This window comes from Candidatus Proelusimicrobium volucris (assembly GCF_959605025.1).
In the GTDB taxonomy this organism is placed as follows: domain Bacteria; phylum Elusimicrobiota; class Elusimicrobia; order Elusimicrobiales; family Elusimicrobiaceae; genus Proelusimicrobium; species Proelusimicrobium volucris.
Map to the genome: position 1 here is coordinate 97118 of NZ_CAUHCY010000003.1, position 18227 is coordinate 115344.

Here is an 18227-nt window from a genome sequence, read left to right on the forward strand (position 1 = left end):
CTATCCCGTTAAAATTACAATATAACAATTCTATAAAATTATCCTGAGATAATCACCTCGCAAGCGATTGCAGGCGGATAATTCAAGGTTAAGTAAAAGTGCTTTCTACATTACGCGCTCGAATATAACCATTATGGTAAATAGTTATAGGATAATGTAAAATATAAAATATGAGAAATCTTAGAATACCGCGTCGATTCGTCGCTTTTTTGATATTCGCTTTTTGTAATGCCGTTTTTTTCGGTTTGCTTAGAGCCATATTTTATTTTGCCAATAAACCGCAGGAGGATTTGTCGTCCTCCTTGCTTGAACGCGCTTTTTTTATAGGCTCCAGATTTGATTTGAGAATAGCGTTTCTTTTTGCCCTGCCTTTGGGTATAGCTTTTCTTTTTCCGTATAGAAAATGGTTGAAAAATACGCTTCTGACTCTTTACACTTGTGCCTTTGGCGCGATAATGTTGGTGTATTTTGTCGATTTCGGATATTTTGCCTATTTGACGGAAAGGCTGAACGCCTATATCTTTGAATTGGCGGCAAATACGGTAACTTCGGCCGAGATGGTCTGGCAGAGTTACCCTGTAGTAACTTTGGCGTTGGGGTTTTTTGTCTTAATGGCGGCTTTTTGGTTTTTGTTCAGGGTTTTGCTTAATTTCGCCTACGGCGGAACTGCTGCTCGCAAGAGAGATTATTGGTTTGCGCTTATCGGTCTTTTGATAGCGGCGGCTTTTGTGCACGGGCGGTTTTCGCAGTATCCGTTAAGGTGGAGCAATGCCTATTTCAGCAAGAACGCTTTTATATCTGCTTTGGCGCTAAATCCTTTGCAGAATTTATTTGATACTTATAAATTCGCAAAAGGCGGGGTGAGCTTCGACGAGAATAAAACAAGGGAATATTATGACGTCGTCGCCGACTATCTTGGCGTTAAAGAAAAGGATGCGGAAAAGCTAAATTTTGAACGTATCGTAACGCCCGCTCCCAAGGATAAGGACTACAATGTGGTGTTGATACTTACGGAGTCTTTTTCTTTTGACAAATCCTCGTTTAACAATCCCGAACTTCAGACTACGCCCCAAATGGAGGCTTTGGCGCGCAAAGGCCGTTTGTTTACGCGGTTCTTTACGCCTACTGCTGGGACGGCTAAGGGCGTATTTACTTCGATAACGGGTTTGCCGGATACCTCCACCGTTAAGACTTCTTCTCGCAATCCTATGATAGTCAGCCAGCACACTTTGATAAACGATCTTAAGGGCTACAATAAGTTTTATTTTATAGGCGGCAGCACCAGCTGGGGCAATATCCGCGGGCTATTGCAGTACAATATTGAAGGCCTTAAAATTTACGAAGAAGGTACTTACGAGAATGTGGAACGTAATGACGTTTGGGGCCTATCCGATTTGGATATGTTCCGCTATGCGGCGAAAACTCTTTCGGAAACCAAGGAACCGTTTTTCGCTATGATACAGACCTCGGGTTTTCACCGTCCGTATACGATCCCAGAAGATAGGGGCGACTTTGAGGAAATACACCAAGACGAAGATTTGCTTAAAGAATACGGTTTCAGCGGTAATGAAGAATACAATTCAATGCGTTTTCAGGATTATGCGATGGGTGAGTTCTTTAGATTGATAGAGAACGAACCTTTCTATAAAGACACATACTTTTTGATATACGGTGATCACAGCCTTACCACGTGGCAGTCGCGCAATACTCCTAAAGGCATAATAGATTTGGAACTTACCACGAACAATACTCCGTTGATAGTGGTGGGCCCCGGCATAGAACCTTCAATAGACGAAAAGCCGGCAAGCCAAGTGGATATAACGGCGACGATGTCTGGCCTGCTGGGCAAGCCATACAGGGAAACTGCTTTGGGCCGCAACTTGTTTGACGACAACATTAAACGCGGGGCTTTCATTTTAGCCTCTTCGGGCGCGCCTTTGCGGATAGGTTTTGTGGAGGACGATTTCTACTATACGATATGGCCTTCCAAGCAGGGAATGTTCAAATATCGATCAGACGACGGGGAAAAGGACTATTGCGGGCAGTATCCGCAAAAGTGCGAGAGAATGAAGACTTTGGCGCAAGGATTGTATGAAGCCGCCAAATACATAACCTATCACAATAAGTAATATACAGCTGCGGACGGATTTTTATTTGTTTTTATGGGGGAGCGATGATAATAAGCGCCGAAAATTTTTTGTTGATAGCGTCAATCCTGCTGTTTGTAAGCATAATAGCGGGGAAGACGGGCTATCGTTTCGGCGTGCCGGCGCTGCTTTTGTTTTTGGTAGTGGGAATGATATTCGGCAGCGAGGGTTTAGGCCTTCAGTTTTCCAGTTTCAAACAGGCTCAGTTTGTGGGTATGGCGGCATTGAGCGTCATATTGTTTTCGGGCGGTATGGAAACGAAAGCCTCAGATATCAAACCCGTCGTGGCGGAAGGTATAATTCTGTCTACGGTAGGAGTACTTCTCACAGCGGTTATAACCGGCCTGTTTATATACGCGATGGTAGGATTGTTCCCTAAGTATTTATCACTTAGTTTCGGCGGCTGTATGTTATTGGCGTCGGTAATGTCGTCAACGGATTCGGCTTCGGTTTTCTCTATTTTAAGATCCAAAAATCTACATTTGGCGCAAAATATGCGTCCTCTGCTGGAGCTTGAAAGCGGTTCTAACGATCCTATGGCGTATATGCTTACGATAGTATTTATACAGGTTGTACTTTCAAGCAGTGCGAGCATAGACGTTATGCTGTGGACTTTGGTAATACAATTTGTGCTGGGGATAGTGTTCGGATACTTGCTTGGGCGTTTGGCGGTATTTGTGATGAATATAATAAATCTGAACTATTCGGCGTTATATGCGATATTGTTGCTCTCGTTTGTATTTTTTATATTTTCCTTTACGGATTTGTTGGGAGGCAACGGATATTTGGCGGTATATATAGCAGGTTTGGTGGTTGGCAACAATAAGATGATATACAAGAAGAGCGTGATAACGTTTTTTGACGGGCTTACGTGGCTGTTTCAAATAACAATGTTCCTGATATTAGGTTTATTGGTAAACCCGAGCGAGCTATTTTTTGTATGGGCGCCGGCGGTGGCGATAGGCATATTTATGATAATAGCGGCCAGGCCCATAAGCGTTTTTATATGTCTGTGGCCGTTCAAAAAGATGACGCGCAACGCTAAATGGTTCGTATCGTGGGTAGGACTTAGGGGTGCTGTTCCGATAATATTTGCGACTTATCCTTTTGTCCAGGGGGTGCCTCATGCTCGGGAGATATTTAACATAGTGTTTTTTATAACTATAATATCTTTAGTGGTGCAAGGCACTACGGTGCCGTATAGCGCGAAGCTGCTGGGTTTGCTGAGCGAACCGGAATTTACCAAAGATTTTTCCGTAGAGATGCCGGAAGACATAGCCGTAACCGCGGAGTTTAAAGTCGACGAAAAATTTAAAGAAACCTATAATACCGTAGGTGATATGGGCGTCGGCGAAGGCGTGATGATAATGATGATAAAGCGCGGGGGAAAATTTTTCATACCCAACGGCAATACCGGATTGGAAGTCGGCGACAAGCTGCTTATTATAGGTTCGAAAGAAGAGGACTTGCAGGACTATTGCGGCAAAGCCGGCATGGAAAAGTACGAAATATACAACAGTTGATTGGAGGTAGTATGAGCATTTTATTGGTTTTAGGCATAGCGATAATAATCATATCGGTTTACGTAGCGGTATCTTATAATATGCTGATAAATTCAAAAAATATGGTAAACGCGGCGTGGAGTGATGTAGAAACTCAGATAAAGAGGCGTTATGATTTGGTGCCCAATTTGGTACATACGGTAAAGGGGTACGCTTCGCATGAGTCTTCGGTTCTGGAGAACGTGATGAAAGCGCGCAGCGCGGCGATGGAAGCCAAAGGCGGGGCGGAGGTACATTCCTCCGCGGAGAAGAATTTGACGAAATCTTTAAGAACGCTTATAGCCGTATCGGAAAATTATCCCGATTTGAAAGCCAGCGAGAATTTTTTAAAACTGCAGTTTGAACTTACCGATATAGAAGACAGAATAAAAGCCTCCCGCCGTTTTTACAATACCAATGTAATGGCGTTTAATACTAGGATAGAGCAATTCCCCTGCAATTTTATAGCCAAGTATTTCAAGTTTAAGCAGGCAGGCTTTTTTGAGCTTCCGCACGAAGAATCCGCCGCGGCGCAAAATCCTGCCGAGGTAGACTTTAAATGAATATCCACGAAGAGATAAAAGCCAATAAAATAAAAAGCGTTTTGATAATACTATTGTTCCCGCTTGTTCTTGGCGCTTTGATTTACGCTTCTTTATGGCTTGTTTTGTCTTTTGGCCATACACCGCAATCGCCCAGGCCTTTATATGTTGAGGTCCATTATTGGGCGGGTATGATATTGCCCATAATAAGCGTATTATCGATATTGTGGATGGTAATAAGTTATTATACCGGCGGCGATATGATGATGCGCGCAGCCGGCGCTAGGGAAATAAACCGCGAATCCGCACCTGAGATTTACAGCCTTGTGCAGAATGTCGCGGCAACGGCGGGCTTGCCGGTACCGAGGGTGTTTATAATGAACACTAAGGCTTTAAACGCTTTTGCGACTGGTCGCGATCCCGAACACGCGGCGATAGCCTTGACGATAGGGATAATAGAAAAACTAGACAGGCCCGAGCTTGAGGGTGTAATCGCGCACGAAATGGGGCATATTATCAATCGTGATATCCGCCTTATGATGTTGGTTAGTACGGGTATAGGGGTGTTGACGCTTTTGGGGCAAATTCTTATCAGGGTGCGCGGGCGCGGCAAGAACGGGCAGGGCGCCTTGGTTTTAAATATCGTCGGTATAATTTTATTGATATACGGCAGCTTTTTGGCGCCTGTAATAATGTTTGCGCTTTCAAGGCGCAGGGAGTTCCAGGCGGACGCGACGTCGGCGTATCTTACCAGAAACCCCGAAGCGCTTGCCCGCGCCTTGGAGAAGATAAGCGGCAACAGCGTGGTGGAAAGCCTAAAGAACAATTCTTTGGTGTCGGCCTCATGCATAGAAAAGGCGGACGTATCTTCCGAGATGTCTTTGGCGGGTTTGTTTTCCACTCATCCTCCGATAGCGGAGCGCGTAAAGGTGCTTAGGGGCATTAAAGCCTAAATGCTGTTTTGTTATTTAGCTTTTACGGTGATAATATTACGGTATAAACTTAATTTTTAAATTCTTTTTTCAGTTCGCCGTAACCTTCTTTTTCCAAATCCTCATAGGGTATAAAGCGCAAGGCGGCGCTGTTTATGCAGTATCTTGTGCCCGTGGGGGAGGAGGCATCTCCCTCGAATATGTGGCCCAGATGGGAATCGCCCGCTTTGCTGCGCACTTCTGTTCTTTGCATACCGTGCGAGTTATCAGCCTTAAATACCAAAGAAGAGTTGCTTATCGGCGCGCCGAAGCTGGGCCAGCCCGAAGAACTTTTATATTTCTGTTCCGACGAAAACAAAGGTTCTCCCGTAACAATATCTACGTAAATTCCTTTTTTGTCTAAATTCCAATATTCATTTTTGAAAGGCGGCTCCGTAGCGGCGTTTTGGGTAACCTCGTATTGTTGTTTTGTAAGTTTCTTTTTAAGATGTTCCTGCGAGGGTTTTGAATATTGTGCGTCGCTTTTGCCGTCGCCGCCGAATTTGGCGGCGCATATCGATATTTCTCCGCCGGAGATATGGCAGTATCCGCCGGGGTTTTTCTGTAAGTATTTTTGATGGTATTCTTCCGCGGGGTAAAAGACGGTAAGGGGTTCTATCAGCACTTTAAAAACGGGCTGGGATAGTTTAACCTCGTCCGCCGCGGCGTTAATTGCGGGCAGCTCGGCTTCATCTGTGTAAAATACGCCCGTCTGATATTGGGTGCCGCTGTCGTTGCCTTGTTTATTCTCTACGGAAGGGTCTATAACGTAGAAGTAGGCTTTTAATATATTTTCCAAGGAGATTACCTGCGGATCATACTCCACTTTTACCGTTTCTTTATAACCGGTATTTCCGGCGCATACCAATTTGTAATCTGGGATAATGTCTTTATTGCCGTTTGCATATCCTACCGTCGTGTTGACTACACCGTTTAGGCTGTCCATAAGTTTTTGCATACCCCAAAAACAGCCGCCTGCAAGGTATATTGTTTTTAAATTTTTGTTTATTTTTGTTTCATTTTTCTGCATATAACGTGAACTCTCTTTTCTATCGTGTATTTTGAAGCCAAAAATCAATAAGGCGGCAATCAAGGCCCCCAAAGCCGCCGCGGCAGTATATTTCATAATTTACCTCCGCTTAGACAAGCGGGTTTTACCCCTGATTTTATTATAAGGTTATTGGCGGATTTTGCAAGCGGATATAAAAAACCCCCGTTAAAAACGGGGGGCCTTTCAATATCTGTTAAAGTTCAGTGGCCTTATTTTGCTTAAAGTCTTTAGGGCCGAAGGCAAATCCCGGTGTATAACCGCATAGATATTTATTATTGATTTTAAGATGTCGGCATTCGGAATTTGTTTTATATCCCGTTTGAACGGCAAGAAGTACAAATCCAACTCCAAATCTTTTGTTGCCATCGGGAAGTAGTAACGGAAATCCAACTTATAAGCACCTTTTTCCGTATAGAATCTTATTCGTCTTTCGCTGTTTTTGTTTAGGGTGGAGGTCTTTTCAACTTCTAAAAAGCAACCCCTTGCGCCAAGATATTTTGCCTTAAGCGCTTTTAACATTTTGCTTCCGTATCCTTTCCCGTGATATTTTTGCGATACGGCAATGTATTCCAGCCAGATAAAGTTCATTTCTTTATCCTGCCATACAAGCATATATCCTATATCATTGGTTTTGCCTTTAATATGGCTTTGCGCCAGCCATATGTCGTAAGAAGAAGTTTTTGCTATTTCCAGGAAGGTATTTTTTGCTTTTATTTCCACATAAGGAAATTGCTTTTTCATATCTTCATAAATAACGTCAAACTCGGCCGCGCCGGCCTTTGATAAAATTATCGACATTTCAAACCTCCTTTCACTAAGTTGACGATTGCGAAATTTATTTTATGCTGCCGCGGTTAATGTAATTATATCATTTAATGTAAAGTTTTTAAACAAAGTAACCTTTTTATGGTAACTTTTTGTAAACGAAATTGCCGAATATTTTTTAAAAGAGGTAAAATATAATATATGTATAAACCTATAATACTGCTTGTGATATCGAACATATTTATGACTTTCGCGTGGTACGGGCATCTTCGCTTTAAGGACAAAGCCTTGTGGCTGGTAATATTGGTAAGCTGGCTGATAGCTTTTGTGGAGTATTGTTTTCAGGTCCCGGCAAACAGGATTGGGCACGAATTTTTTTCCGCCGCTCAGCTAAAGGGAATGCAGGAGGTAATAACCCTAGCCGTATTTGCGGTGTTCAGCATAGTGTATCTTAAGGAGAATTTACGGTGGAACCATTATGCGGGGTTCCTGCTGCTGATAATGGCGGCTATGCTGATTTTTAAGAAATAGCCCGATTTTACGGTATAAAACTTTTAGAGCGCAAAAAAAAATCGGGCAAAGTACAAATACTCTTTAAATAGTTTTGCGAAAATGATATAATAAATAAAAGTTCAAGGGCGTGTAGCTCAGTTGGGAGAGCGCCTCGTTCGCAACGAGGAGGTCGTGGGTTCGACTCCCATCACGTCCACCATACGATTTGATAAACCGGTTACCAGCTAATCGGTTTTTTTGTTATATAGGATATAAGTCAAACCCGCCAAAGGATATTTTGATAGAATATATAAAAACAGGCGGTTGACAGAGGTAAACATTATGTTAAACAAAATTCGCGTTAAGGACGTGGGCGGCCACGTAGGACAAGAGATTACTTTAAAGGGGTGGCTCTACAATAAGCGTTCAAGCGGGAAATTACATTTTTTGCAATTAAGGGACGGCAGCGGGATAATCCAATGCGTAGTTTTCAAGGGCGACGTAACGCCGGAGGTTTTTGAACTTGCCGATAAAATAACGCAGGAATCTTCCATAGAGGTTACTGGCACTGTGCGTGAGGATAAGCGTTCGCCTTTGGGCTTTGAACTTGGCGTAAAAGATATAAAAGTTCTGCAGATGGCAAAGGATTATCCGATTTCGCCCAAGGAGCACGGCACGGCCTTTTTGATGGACAACCGCCATTTATGGCTTAGGTCCAGCAGGCAGGTGGCGATACTTAAAATTAGGGACGAGATAATATTCTCGATAAGGGAATATTTCAAAAACAACGGGTTTGTTTTGGTGGATTCCCCGATATTGACGCCCGCGGCGTGCGAGGGCACCAGCACTTTGTTTGAAACGGATTACTTCGGCCAAAAGGCATTGCTTTCGCAAAGCGGGCAGCTTTACGGCGAAGCTTCGGCTATGGCTTTGGGCAAAATATATTGCTTTGGGCCGACATTCAGGGCGGAAAAATCCAAGACGCGCCGCCACCTTACCGAATTTTGGATGGTTGAGCCGGAAGTCGCCTTTAACGATTTGGACGACAATATGGACTTGGCGGAAGATTTTATCTGCTACATTGTCGAGAAAGTTTTAAAGAATTGCCGCGCCGAGCTTGAAGTATTGGGCCGCGACATCAGCAAACTTGAGAATATCAAAAAGCCGTTCCCGCGCATATCCTATACCGAAGCGATAGAGATATTAAACAAGAACGGCAATCCGACGCAATGGGGCGGCGATATCGGCGGCGACGAGGAAACTATAATATCCAAAAGTTTCGACAGGCCCGTAATGATACACCGCTATCCCGCGGCGATAAAAGCTTTCTATATGAAGCGCGACCCTAAGGACGAAAAACTCGCCCTTGCCGTTGACGTAATCGGGCCAGAAGGCTACGGCGAGATTATCGGCGGCAGCCAAAGGGAGGAAGATTACGACGTATTGGTCAAGCGCATACACGAACAAGGCCTTGACGAAAGCGCGTTTGACTGGTACCTTGATTTGCGCAAATACGGCAGCGTACCGCATAGCGGCTTCGGTATGGGCATAGAGAGGGCGGTAGCGTGGATATGCGGCCTTCCGCACGTTAGGGAAACGATACCGTTCCCGAGGCTTATGGACAGGCTTAAACCGTAATCAAGGTTATAGTCGCAAATTTGAACCCGGCCTCGCGCCGGGTTTTTTATCGTCAAGGCCTTTGATAAGAATAGGCCCGCAAGCGATAAATATTTATAATTTAAAATGATAGAATATAATATATGGCAAAATTGGTAAGAGGATTTAGAGATATTTTCGGCCCGGAAGCGGCCGCATTGACCGCGCTGGAAGCTTCGGCGCGCAAGGTATTTAAACTTTACGGCGTCAGCGAACTTCGCATACCGACCGTAGAGCAGAAGGAGCTATTCGTAAAAGCGACGGGTACCACTACCGACATAGTTCAAAAGGAAATGTACAGTTTTGAGGACGCGGGGCACCGCCTCTTGGCGCTTAGGCCGGAGGGAACACCCGGCGTGGCGCGCGCGTATATAGAGAATAACTTCGCGCAGGGCTCGCCCGTCCAGCAGTTTTTTTATATAGGCAATATGTTCAGGGCGGAGCGTCCTCAGGCGGGGCGTTACCGCGAGTTTGAGCAAATCGGCGCGGAATTTTTGGGCAATCCGGCCCCTGCGGCCGATGCTCAGGCAATATTGCTGTTAAAAGATATTATGAAGGACTTCGGCGTAAAGCATTACAGCGTAAAGATAAATTCCTTAGGCTGCGAAAAGTGCCGTCCTTTATACCGTCAGGCTCTTATAGAATATTTATCCTCTTCAAAAGACGATCTTTGCGACTTGTGCAAGGACCGTTTGGAACGCAATCCCCTTAGAGTATTGGACTGCAAAATCGACGGCCCCAAATTTAAGGAAAGCGCACCTAAAATGGCTCTGTGCCCGGAATGTGAGGAACATTTCTCTCAGGTAAAGAAGCTTTTGGACGGCAAGATAGACTACATAGTAGATCCTTGTCTTGTGCGGGGTTTGGATTACTACACGAGAACGGTGTTTGAATTTCAAGCGGGGGAAAGCTCCCAAAACGCGATAGCGGCGGGCGGCAGGTATGACACGCTTATAAAATCAATGGGCGGGGCGGATATACCGGCGGTAGGCTGGGCTATGGGCGCGGAACGCACTTGCGCGGCTTTGGGCGCTCTGCCCGATTACGGGGAAAAGAAGGTATATGTAGTCAGTTTAGAAAAGGACTGCAACGAATACGCTTTTAATATAATGCAGACTTTGAGAGATGCGGGCATCATAACGGAAGGCGGCCTTTTTGATAAGAATATCAAAGGCCAGATGAAGCAGGCCGACAGGACAAAAGCTTCCTTGGCGGTGATAGTCGGCGGTACGGAAAAGGAACGCGGCACGGCCGAACTTAAGGATTTGACAAGCGGCGAGCAGAAGGAATATTTGATAAGCGAGCTCGCCGCCGCGATTAAAAACATAAAATAGACTTGGTGGATTATGAAAAGAACAAATTACTGCGGCGAGATAACCGCCGCGCTTGAAGGGACAAAGCAAACGCTCTGCGGCTGGGTGCACGGCTACCGCAACCACGGCGGCGTTTTGTTTATAGATTTAAGGGACAGGACGGGTTTTGTACAGTTGGTGGTAGGGCCCGAGAACAAAGAGGCTTTTGAAGAAGCTTCTTCTTTAAGGAACGAATACGTCGTCCGCGCGCAGGGCGTGGTAGCGCGGCGCAAAGAGGGCTACGTAAACAAAAATATTACCACCGGCGAAGTAGAGATAATAGTAGATAAAATAGAAACTTTAAACACCTGCGTGCCTTTGCCTTTTGATATCGATACCGACAAGAATATATCGGAAGACATTCGCCTTAAATACCGCTACTTGGATTTGAGGAACGCCAGAATGGTGCGCAATTTGACAACACGCCACCGCTTGGCGCAGGTAATAAGGCGTTATTTTGACGAGCACGGCTTTTTGGAAGTGGAAACGCCAATCCTAACTCGCTCCACGCCAGAAGGCGCACGCGATTATTTGGTGCCTTCCAGGGTTCATAACGGCAAGTTTTACGCTTTGCCGCAAAGCCCGCAAATGTTCAAGCAGACTTTGATGGCCAGCGGCATAGACAGATACTTCCAGCTCGCCAGAGCGTTCCGCGACGAGGATCTGCGCGCAGACAGACAACCCGAACACACCCAAGTGGATATAGAAATGTCCTTCGTGGAACTTGACGATATTTTTGAAATAGCGGAAGGTATGATGCAAACGGCGTTTAAAGCGGTCGGCGAGGAAATAAAAGCCCCGTTTATCCGACTGCCTTACAAAGAGGCTCTTTTGCGTTTTGGCAGCGATAAACCCGATATGCGCTTTGATATGGAAATATCGGATATAACTGAAATATTCAAAGCGACCGCATTCAAAGTTTTTGAAGCCGTAATAAAAGACGGCGGCGCGATAAGGGCTTTAAAAGCCGATTTGAGCGCGGATAAACTCAGCCGCGGCGTCATTGACAAACTTACCGAATTGGTCAAAAAGAACGGCGGGAAAGGCCTTGTATGGCTCAAATTTAAGGACGGCAAATTTGAAGGGCCTTCGGCCAAATTCTTTAAAGAAGAAGAACTTAAGGCTTTGTCCGATCATTTTAAGCCCGAGCAAGGCGATACGGTCTTTATCGGCAGCGACGCAAAAGCCGATACCTGCGCTTTGTTTATGGGTGCTTTAAGGAAGGAGCTTATCAAGATTTTGGAACTTAAACCCAAAGTAAAATGGGCGCCTTTATGGGTGGTGAACTTCCCGCTGTTGGAATATATTCCCGAAGAAGACCGCTATGACGCGGCGCATAATCCGTTTACCGCGCCCGTGACGGAAGATATACCGCTTTTGGACAGCGATCCTTTGAAAGTAAGGTCCTATCAGTTTGATATGGTGCTAAACGGAATGGAATTGGCGTCCGGTTCTATAAGGAACCACAGGCGCGACATTCAAGAGAAGATTTTGGCTTTGATGAAGCATTCCAAAGAGGAAGCGGCCAGAAGATTTGGTATGCTTTTGAACGCTTTGGAACGCGGCACTCCTCCGCACGGCGGAATGGGGCTCGGTTTTGACAGGCTAACGGCTTTAATCTGCGGGGAAGATTCCATTAAGGAAGTTATAGCGTTCCCCAAGACGACCGCGGCGTCCTGCCCGCTTACGGAATCGCCTAATATAGTCGACCAGAAGCAGTTGGACGAACTTGGCATAGCGATAACGCATATGGAGGAAGAGAATAAATAAATTTGCGAAAGCGATACTGTAAAAATTGGGCGTAGGCCGAGAGATCTTCCCTTTAAAGGAAATGTCCGTAATTCTCTTGAGGTTTGGCCTTGGCTCAATTTGCAAGAATCTTCCTTTTTTAGGTAAGCAGCTTGGCGGCATAATTTCCTTTGTAAAAGTTTAAGGGATGTATGCCGCCTTTTTTCGGTGTCGATGTAATTTCGTAAGACGTGTTTTAATTGATATAATTTATAATATCAGAATCCCAGATGTAAAATCTTAAAACGGTGTTGTTCAAAATATAAATTATTGTTATATTAGATAATAGGGGAAAATATAACTCGTAAAAGGGAAAGCGAATATTTTTATGTATAGACTTCTCGTATTGTTTTTATTTGTATTATTTTTTGTACCGTTAAACGCGCAGCGAATGGTAAAATATGTAACATTTTACCCGGTGCCCTACGGCAGCCATCAAAGACTAAATGTAACCGATAATGCCATAATAAGCGGGCGAGATCAGGGGGAGAGTGTTATAGCGGGGAAACTTGCGGTGCCGACCTCGCCGACATTTGAAGGTACGGTTTTGTTGGATGTACCAAGCGGTACACAAGTTTTTGTAGGTTCCGGCATTAGATCGGGTGACGTCGATACCGGTACTATTTACGGCGATGCGTATATTACGGGGCCTGATACTTCCTTAGAAAATCTTGATAATGTGATAACGAACGCCTATGTGGCCGATACCGCGAATGTTAATTATTCTTCTATATTTGACGGCAAGAGCCTTTCCGACCTGCCTAATTGCGGGGACAGCGTACCTTCTTGGAAAGCCTTGCGCCTTAAAGGAAGCGAAGAATGTAAATACTATTTGACATGCAGCGGCAGCGGCGATACCGGTTGCGAAAAAGCGCCAGATTTGCCCGAATGTGAGTTTGGCCCGTGGATTATGGCTACTACGGATATGATAGATACTTGCGGCAGTTCCCGAAGACAGGGCTGCATACAAACTTCTGCCTGCGGCGCCTCCGACAGGCCGTGCGTAAAATTAAGGGAGGCCGTATATTCCCAAATACCCACAAGGTTTAATTGCGGTATGGGGAAAAGTTTAAGCCAGTATTGTTATAGCGGCAGTACAAAGTGCACGGACGCAAACGTTAGTTTTGTTTGCCGCCAGCACGACGGACCTAAAAATATGACGCTAAACGGATATTACACAGCCGCGGAATATTGCTCTTTCTCCACTGATTATGAAGCCACATTCTGGTGCAGGGAAAATCCTTCCAAGAGAGGCTGCTTGATTTACGGCAATGCCGCTTCTTATACGGCTTCTTTGGCTTGCGCGCAATCTTATAGTATTACCAGCTCCTCCTACGCTGCTTGTAGAAATGCCACTGTTAACGTGGGCGGTTACATTTGCCAAGACGGAGAAGACGACGCAACCGTATATTACAGAGTATGCGGCGGAGTTTAGCCTTACTTCGCGGCATAAAATATATAATTTGATGACGGAAAAGACCTCGGCATTTTGCGCCGAGGCCTTTTTTATTAATATATTGAAACGTTAAAAACCCGCCGTTTATTCGGCGGGGTTATGTTTGCTATGCCTTCGGCTTAAAAGTAGATATCTCTTTCGCCTTGGGCCACTTTCTCAAGATTGGCTTTGGTTTGGGCCGCTCTTGAAGGGGGAAGATCCTTCATCATTTTATCTATGAGAGCAAGTCCTTTCGCTTTAAGTTCCGGCGAGGCGAAATCATAGAGATATTCCGCAAAAGTAAACATAGCGTTAGGCAGACAATGTGCCTTTATCAAACCCGGTTTGGCTAGGTCCATAAAGTCTTTGCCGACGCGCCCCAGTCTATAACAGCCCGTGCAGAAAGAGGGGATATAGCCGTGGTCTACTATATCGGATATTACGGCTTCCAAAGATCTATGGTCGCCGCGGGTAAATTGCTCATCGGCGTTATCGTCCTCGTATCCGCCGGGATTGGTTTTGCTGCCGCCAGATATTTGGGATATGCCTAGTTCGAAGGCGTCGCGGCGCATCTGAGCGTTTTCCCGCGTGCTTAGTATTATGCCGGTATAAGGAACGGCGATTCTCAAGACGGCTATAATCTTTTTAAAGTCCTCGTCGTTTACGGCGTAGGGGGGGTGCTCGCTTAACGGAGAGCCGCAGGCGGGCTCTATTCTGGGCACGGAAATGGTGTGCGGGCCAATGCCGAACTTATCTTCCAAATCTTTGATGTGCTGAAGCATTGCCAGTACCTCAAATTTATAGTCGTAAAGGCCAAGCAGTGCGCCAATTCCAACATCATTCAAGCCCGCCTCTAAAGCTCTGTGCATGCCCATAAGGCGGAACTCATAGTCGGCTTTTTTCCCTGCCACGTGCATTTTGTGATAGGTGTCTTTATGGTAGGTTTCCTGGAACAGTTGGAAGGTGCCGATATTGTGTTTTTTAAGTTCTTTAAATTCTTCCAAGGTTAAAGGCGCGATATTGACGTTTACGCGTCTTATATTATTTTTGCCTTCTCTTACGGAATAGATGGAATCTATTGAATCAAAGACGTATTTCAGGCCCGCGCCGGTATAAGATTCGCCGGCTACCATAAGTATTCTTTTATGGCCTTGTTTAAGAAGGGCTGAAGTTTCGTTTTTAACCTCGTCTTGGTTTAAAGCTTTTCTGTGCAAGTCTTTGTTTGATGCTCTAAACGCGCAGTAGAGGCATTCGTTAAAACATACGTTTGAAATATATAAAGGCGCGAAAAGAACCAAACGATTTCCGTATATTTCCGTCTTTATGTATTTTGCGGTTTTGTATAATTCTTCCAGCAAATCTTTGTCGGTAAGGTTAAGCAGGGCGGCGGTTTGCTCGAAGGAAATGCCTTTAAGCTCGCGCGCCTGTGTAAGAATGTCTAAAATCTGTTGCTTGTCAGCTTTTTGGGTTTTAGATAGATTGTCAAAAATTTCGTTCTCGTTTATCATACTTATATTGTACAACTTTAAAAGCGAAGCGGATAAAACGCTCTTTTGCGATTTTTTGTCGCCTTTTGAGTTATCTAAATCCGTTTTATCCGCTTTATTCAAAAACTTACTGCAGTTGGGAAGTACAGTTTGGGCATCTTACGGCTTTTATGTTTATGGCCGATTTGCAGAATGGACATTCTTTTGTAGCGGCGGCGGGCTGTTCTCTCCTGATTTTACTTATTACTTTTACCATCATAAAAACGGCCCATGCCGTTATAAGAAAGCTGACTGCTGTATTAAGAAATGATCCCAAATTCAAAATTACGGCGCCCGCACTCTGGGCCGCTTCGGCCGAGGGGTACGGCCCTGTTGCTTCGGCGCCGTTTTTAAGCGTAAAAAACAATCCGCTGAAATTTATCTTTGAAGAAAGTATATTTATCGGGGGCATTATCAAATCTTTAACCAAAGAGTTTATTACCCCGTTAAACGCGGCGCCCAAAATAATACCTACCGCCATATCTACCATATTGCCTTTTACGGCGAAGTTTTTAAAATCCTTAAAAAGACCTTTTATATAAGCCGTCATATTTATTCTCCTTTAATCAAAACACCCCTTTGAAAAGGGGTGTTTTTTGTTGAGTATATTTTAGCAATTATAACTTGCCGAATACCACTTTTATCACTTCTTCCATTCTGGTAACGGGGATAAGTTTAAGTTCTTTTCTTATCTGTTCCGGTATTTCGGAAACGTCTTTCTCGTTTTCCTTGGGATAGAGAATGGTTTTTATGTTCTCCCTGTAAGCGGCGAGGAATTTTTCCTTTATTCCGCCTACTGGCAGTACGCGCCCCGTTATCGTGATTTCGCCCGTCATCGCTACGCCTTTCTTTACGGGTTTATTGGTGATAACGCTTAGCAGGGCCGTACATATCGCGGTGCCGGCCGAGGGGCCGTCCTTGGGTACGGCGCCTTCGGGGAAGTGCAGGTGAAAGTCCGTCTTGTCGAAGTTGAACTTCTTGCCGTAGCCTTTGCTTCTTATGAAGCTTAAAGCCGCGCGGACGCTTTCTTTCATCACGTCGCCGAGTTTGCCCGTAAGTATCAGCTGGCCTTTGCCGTGAAAGGAAGTGGCCTCTATGGCCAAAGTTTCGCCCCCGACGGAAGTCCAAGCCAAGCCCGTGGCTATGCCGACGCCGTTTTCCTCCGCGAAGGTATTGGCGTATCTGGGTATGCCCAAAAACTTATGCAAATTCTTTGGGGTAACTTTTATCGGCTTTTTATTTTCCAGATATTGCTTTGCGGCTTTGCGGCATATCGTGCCGATTTCACGCTCAAAATTGCGTACGCCGCCTTCGCGGACATATTCCCTCATAATAAGGTCCAGTGCGGGCACTTCTACTTTGAGGCTCCCTTCCGGCAGGCCGTGTTCTTTCATCTGCCTGGGCAGGAGATACCTTTGCGCTATTTCCCGTTTTTCGTAGTGGGTATATCCGGAGAATTCTATAATTTCCAAGCGGTCTCTTAAGGTTACCGGTATGGAACTTAAGGAATTTGCCGTCGTTATGAACATTACTTTGGATACGTCGAACGGGACGTCAAGGTAATGGTCCACAAAGTCTTTGTTTTGTTCCGGGTCTAAAAGCTCCAGCAAAGCCGCCGCGGGATCGCCGCGCCAATCGGAACCCATTTTGTCTATTTCGTCGAGCAAAAATACGGGGTTATTGCTTTTTACTTTGCTTATGCCCTGTATTATTCTGCCCGGCATGGAGCCGATATAGGTGCGTCTGTGTCCGCGGATTTCGCTTTCGTCGCGCACTCCGCCCAAGGACATTCTTACGAATTTGCGCCCTATCGCCTGCGCTATGGATTTGGCGATAGAAGTCTTGCCCGTTCCCGGAGGCCCTACAAAGCAGAGAACGGGGCCTTTAAGGCTTTTGGTAAGCTGTCTTACGGCCAAATATTCCAAAATTCTCTCTTTTACTTTCTCAAGCCCGTAATGGTCTTTATCCAAAAGTTCTTTGGCCTTGTTTATGTCTAAAATATCCTCGGTCGATATAGCCCAGGGCATATTTACCAGCCAGTCCAAAAAAGTTCTCGATACGGTCGATTCAGGCGAGAACGGCGCCATTTTGGAAAGGCGCTCAATTTCTTTTTCCGCCACATCTGCCGCGTATTTGGGCAGATTATTCTTCTTTATTTTGGCTTTAAGGTCATCAATATCCTTTTGGAAGTCGTCTTTCTGGCGCAATTCCTTTTGAATGGCTTTCATCTGCTCGTTAAGATAATATTCCTTTTGCGATTTTTCTATTTGGCTTCTTACTTTGGAATGTATTTTCTCTTCCAAAGTGATGATTTCCACCTCGCTGGCGAGCAGTTTCAAAAGTTTTTCCAATCTGGGCTTTACGGCGACGGTTTCCAAGATGTCTTGCCTGTCCTGAGTTTTGACTATAATGTTGGAGGCGATGGTATCGGCCAATTTAGAGGGTTCCTCAATTTGTCTTAAAAAGGATACGCCCTCAATTGCGATGCGTCTTGTAACCATTGCGTATTCTTCAAATTGGTCGAGCGTTTGGCGCATAAGGGCTTTAAGCTCGGCGTCGGGCTGGGTGTTGTCGACGGGATACTCTACATTGGCGTACCAGCATTTTGCGACGGGATTAAACTGCAAGTCGTTAATTTTTGCGCGCGCTATGCCTTGCAGAAACACTTTCATGCTGCCGTCGGGCATTTTAAGCGATTGCGTAATCTCCGCCAATACGCCGAATTTGTAAATATCGTCGGCGGTCGGCTCGTCTATTTCTGCCGCTTTTTGTGATACGGCTATGATATATTTCCCGCTGGTACCCAAGGCCAATTCTATGGCCATTACGGATTTTTGTCTGTCCACCGATATCGGCAGCGACATTCCGGGAAACATTACCACGTCTCTTATCGCTATCGCGGGCAAATTAGCCGGATAGGAAGATGTTTCGTTTTTTATGTCGTCTATTATGTTCATATTT

At 45.2% G+C, this 18227-nt stretch carries 14 protein-coding genes and 1 tRNA gene; 10 read left to right on the forward strand and 5 right to left on the reverse strand.

The annotated features are described in order from the left end of the window. The first annotated feature begins 170 nt into the window (after window positions 1-170). From ACQY3M_RS03925 to ACQY3M_RS03940, 4 genes are read left to right on the forward strand one after another with little or no spacing between them, the layout of a single operon-like run. The gene (locus ACQY3M_RS03925) at window positions 171-2129 is read left to right on the forward strand and encodes an LTA synthase family protein (RefSeq protein WP_428066164.1); all 1959 of its coding nucleotides are present in this window, start codon (window positions 171-173) and stop codon (window positions 2127-2129) included. Between the two features lie 44 nt (window positions 2130-2173). Continuing rightward, a complete protein-coding gene (locus ACQY3M_RS03930) occupies window positions 2174-3670 on the forward strand; it encodes a potassium/proton antiporter (RefSeq protein WP_428066165.1) in 1497 nt (498 codons plus the stop codon). 11 nt (window positions 3671-3681) lie between these two features. After that, window positions 3682-4251, forward strand: a complete 570-nt coding sequence (locus ACQY3M_RS03935) for a LemA family protein (RefSeq protein WP_428066166.1) — start codon at window positions 3682-3684, stop codon at window positions 4249-4251. Continuing rightward, window positions 4248-5183, forward strand: coding sequence for a M48 family metallopeptidase (locus ACQY3M_RS03940; protein ID WP_428066167.1), 936 nt, complete (start codon window positions 4248-4250; stop codon window positions 5181-5183). The genes ACQY3M_RS03935 and ACQY3M_RS03940 overlap by 4 nt, the downstream gene beginning before the upstream one ends. A gap of 49 nt (window positions 5184-5232) precedes the next feature. Here ACQY3M_RS03940 and msrB read toward each other — a convergent pair whose 3' ends face one another. After that, window positions 5233-6327 (reverse strand): peptide-methionine (R)-S-oxide reductase MsrB, encoded by a 1095-nt coding sequence (gene msrB / locus ACQY3M_RS03945; RefSeq protein WP_428066168.1) that lies wholly within the window; start codon window positions 6325-6327, stop codon window positions 5233-5235. 108 nt (window positions 6328-6435) lie between these two features. Further along, window positions 6436-7050 (reverse strand): GNAT family N-acetyltransferase, encoded by a 615-nt coding sequence (locus tag ACQY3M_RS03950; protein ID WP_428066169.1) that lies wholly within the window; start codon window positions 7048-7050, stop codon window positions 6436-6438. Between the two features lie 168 nt (window positions 7051-7218). On the opposite strand from ACQY3M_RS03950, the gene ACQY3M_RS03955 reads away from it, so the two are divergent. The 6 genes from ACQY3M_RS03955 to ACQY3M_RS03980 all read left to right on the forward strand — a co-directional run bounded on the left by ACQY3M_RS03955 (window position 7219) and on the right by ACQY3M_RS03980 (window position 13740). Further along, entirely contained in the window at window positions 7219-7548 is a 330-nt protein-coding gene (locus ACQY3M_RS03955) for a DMT family protein (protein ID WP_428066170.1), read from the forward strand. A gap of 105 nt (window positions 7549-7653) precedes the next feature. Continuing rightward, window positions 7654-7729 (forward strand) — tRNA-Ala (locus tag ACQY3M_RS03960). Window positions 7730-7851: 122 nt separating this feature from the next. Next, window positions 7852-9147: an asparagine--tRNA ligase gene (gene asnS, locus ACQY3M_RS03965; RefSeq protein WP_428066172.1), complete on the forward strand. Its 1296-nt coding sequence runs from the start codon at window positions 7852-7854 to the stop codon at window positions 9145-9147. 122 nt (window positions 9148-9269) lie between these two features. Then, window positions 9270-10499, forward strand: a complete 1230-nt coding sequence (gene hisS / locus ACQY3M_RS03970; RefSeq protein WP_428066173.1) for a histidine--tRNA ligase — start codon at window positions 9270-9272, stop codon at window positions 10497-10499. 12 nt (window positions 10500-10511) lie between these two features. Further along, window positions 10512-12287 carry an aspartate--tRNA ligase gene (gene aspS / locus ACQY3M_RS03975; RefSeq protein ID WP_428066174.1) on the forward strand — a complete coding sequence of 592 codons (1776 nt, stop codon included), beginning with the start codon at window positions 10512-10514 and terminating at the stop codon, window positions 12285-12287. A gap of 346 nt (window positions 12288-12633) precedes the next feature. Beyond that, window positions 12634-13740: a hypothetical protein gene (locus ACQY3M_RS03980; RefSeq protein ID WP_428066176.1), complete on the forward strand. Its 1107-nt coding sequence runs from the start codon at window positions 12634-12636 to the stop codon at window positions 13738-13740. A 140-nt stretch (window positions 13741-13880) separates the two neighbouring features. Here ACQY3M_RS03980 and hydG read toward each other — a convergent pair whose 3' ends face one another. From hydG to lon, 3 genes are all read right to left on the reverse strand, one after another. Beyond that, the gene (gene hydG, locus ACQY3M_RS03985) at window positions 13881-15248 is read right to left on the reverse strand and encodes a [FeFe] hydrogenase H-cluster radical SAM maturase HydG (protein ID WP_428066178.1); all 1368 of its coding nucleotides are present in this window, start codon (window positions 15246-15248) and stop codon (window positions 13881-13883) included. Window positions 15249-15354: 106 nt separating this feature from the next. Beyond that, window positions 15355-15816, reverse strand: coding sequence for a large conductance mechanosensitive channel protein MscL (gene mscL / locus ACQY3M_RS03990; protein ID WP_428066179.1), 462 nt, complete (start codon window positions 15814-15816; stop codon window positions 15355-15357). Window positions 15817-15883: 67 nt separating this feature from the next. Further along, window positions 15884-18223 carry an endopeptidase La gene (gene lon / locus ACQY3M_RS03995; RefSeq protein ID WP_428066181.1) on the reverse strand — a complete coding sequence of 780 codons (2340 nt, stop codon included), beginning with the start codon at window positions 18221-18223 and terminating at the stop codon, window positions 15884-15886. Between the last annotated feature and the right edge of the window lie 4 nt (window positions 18224-18227).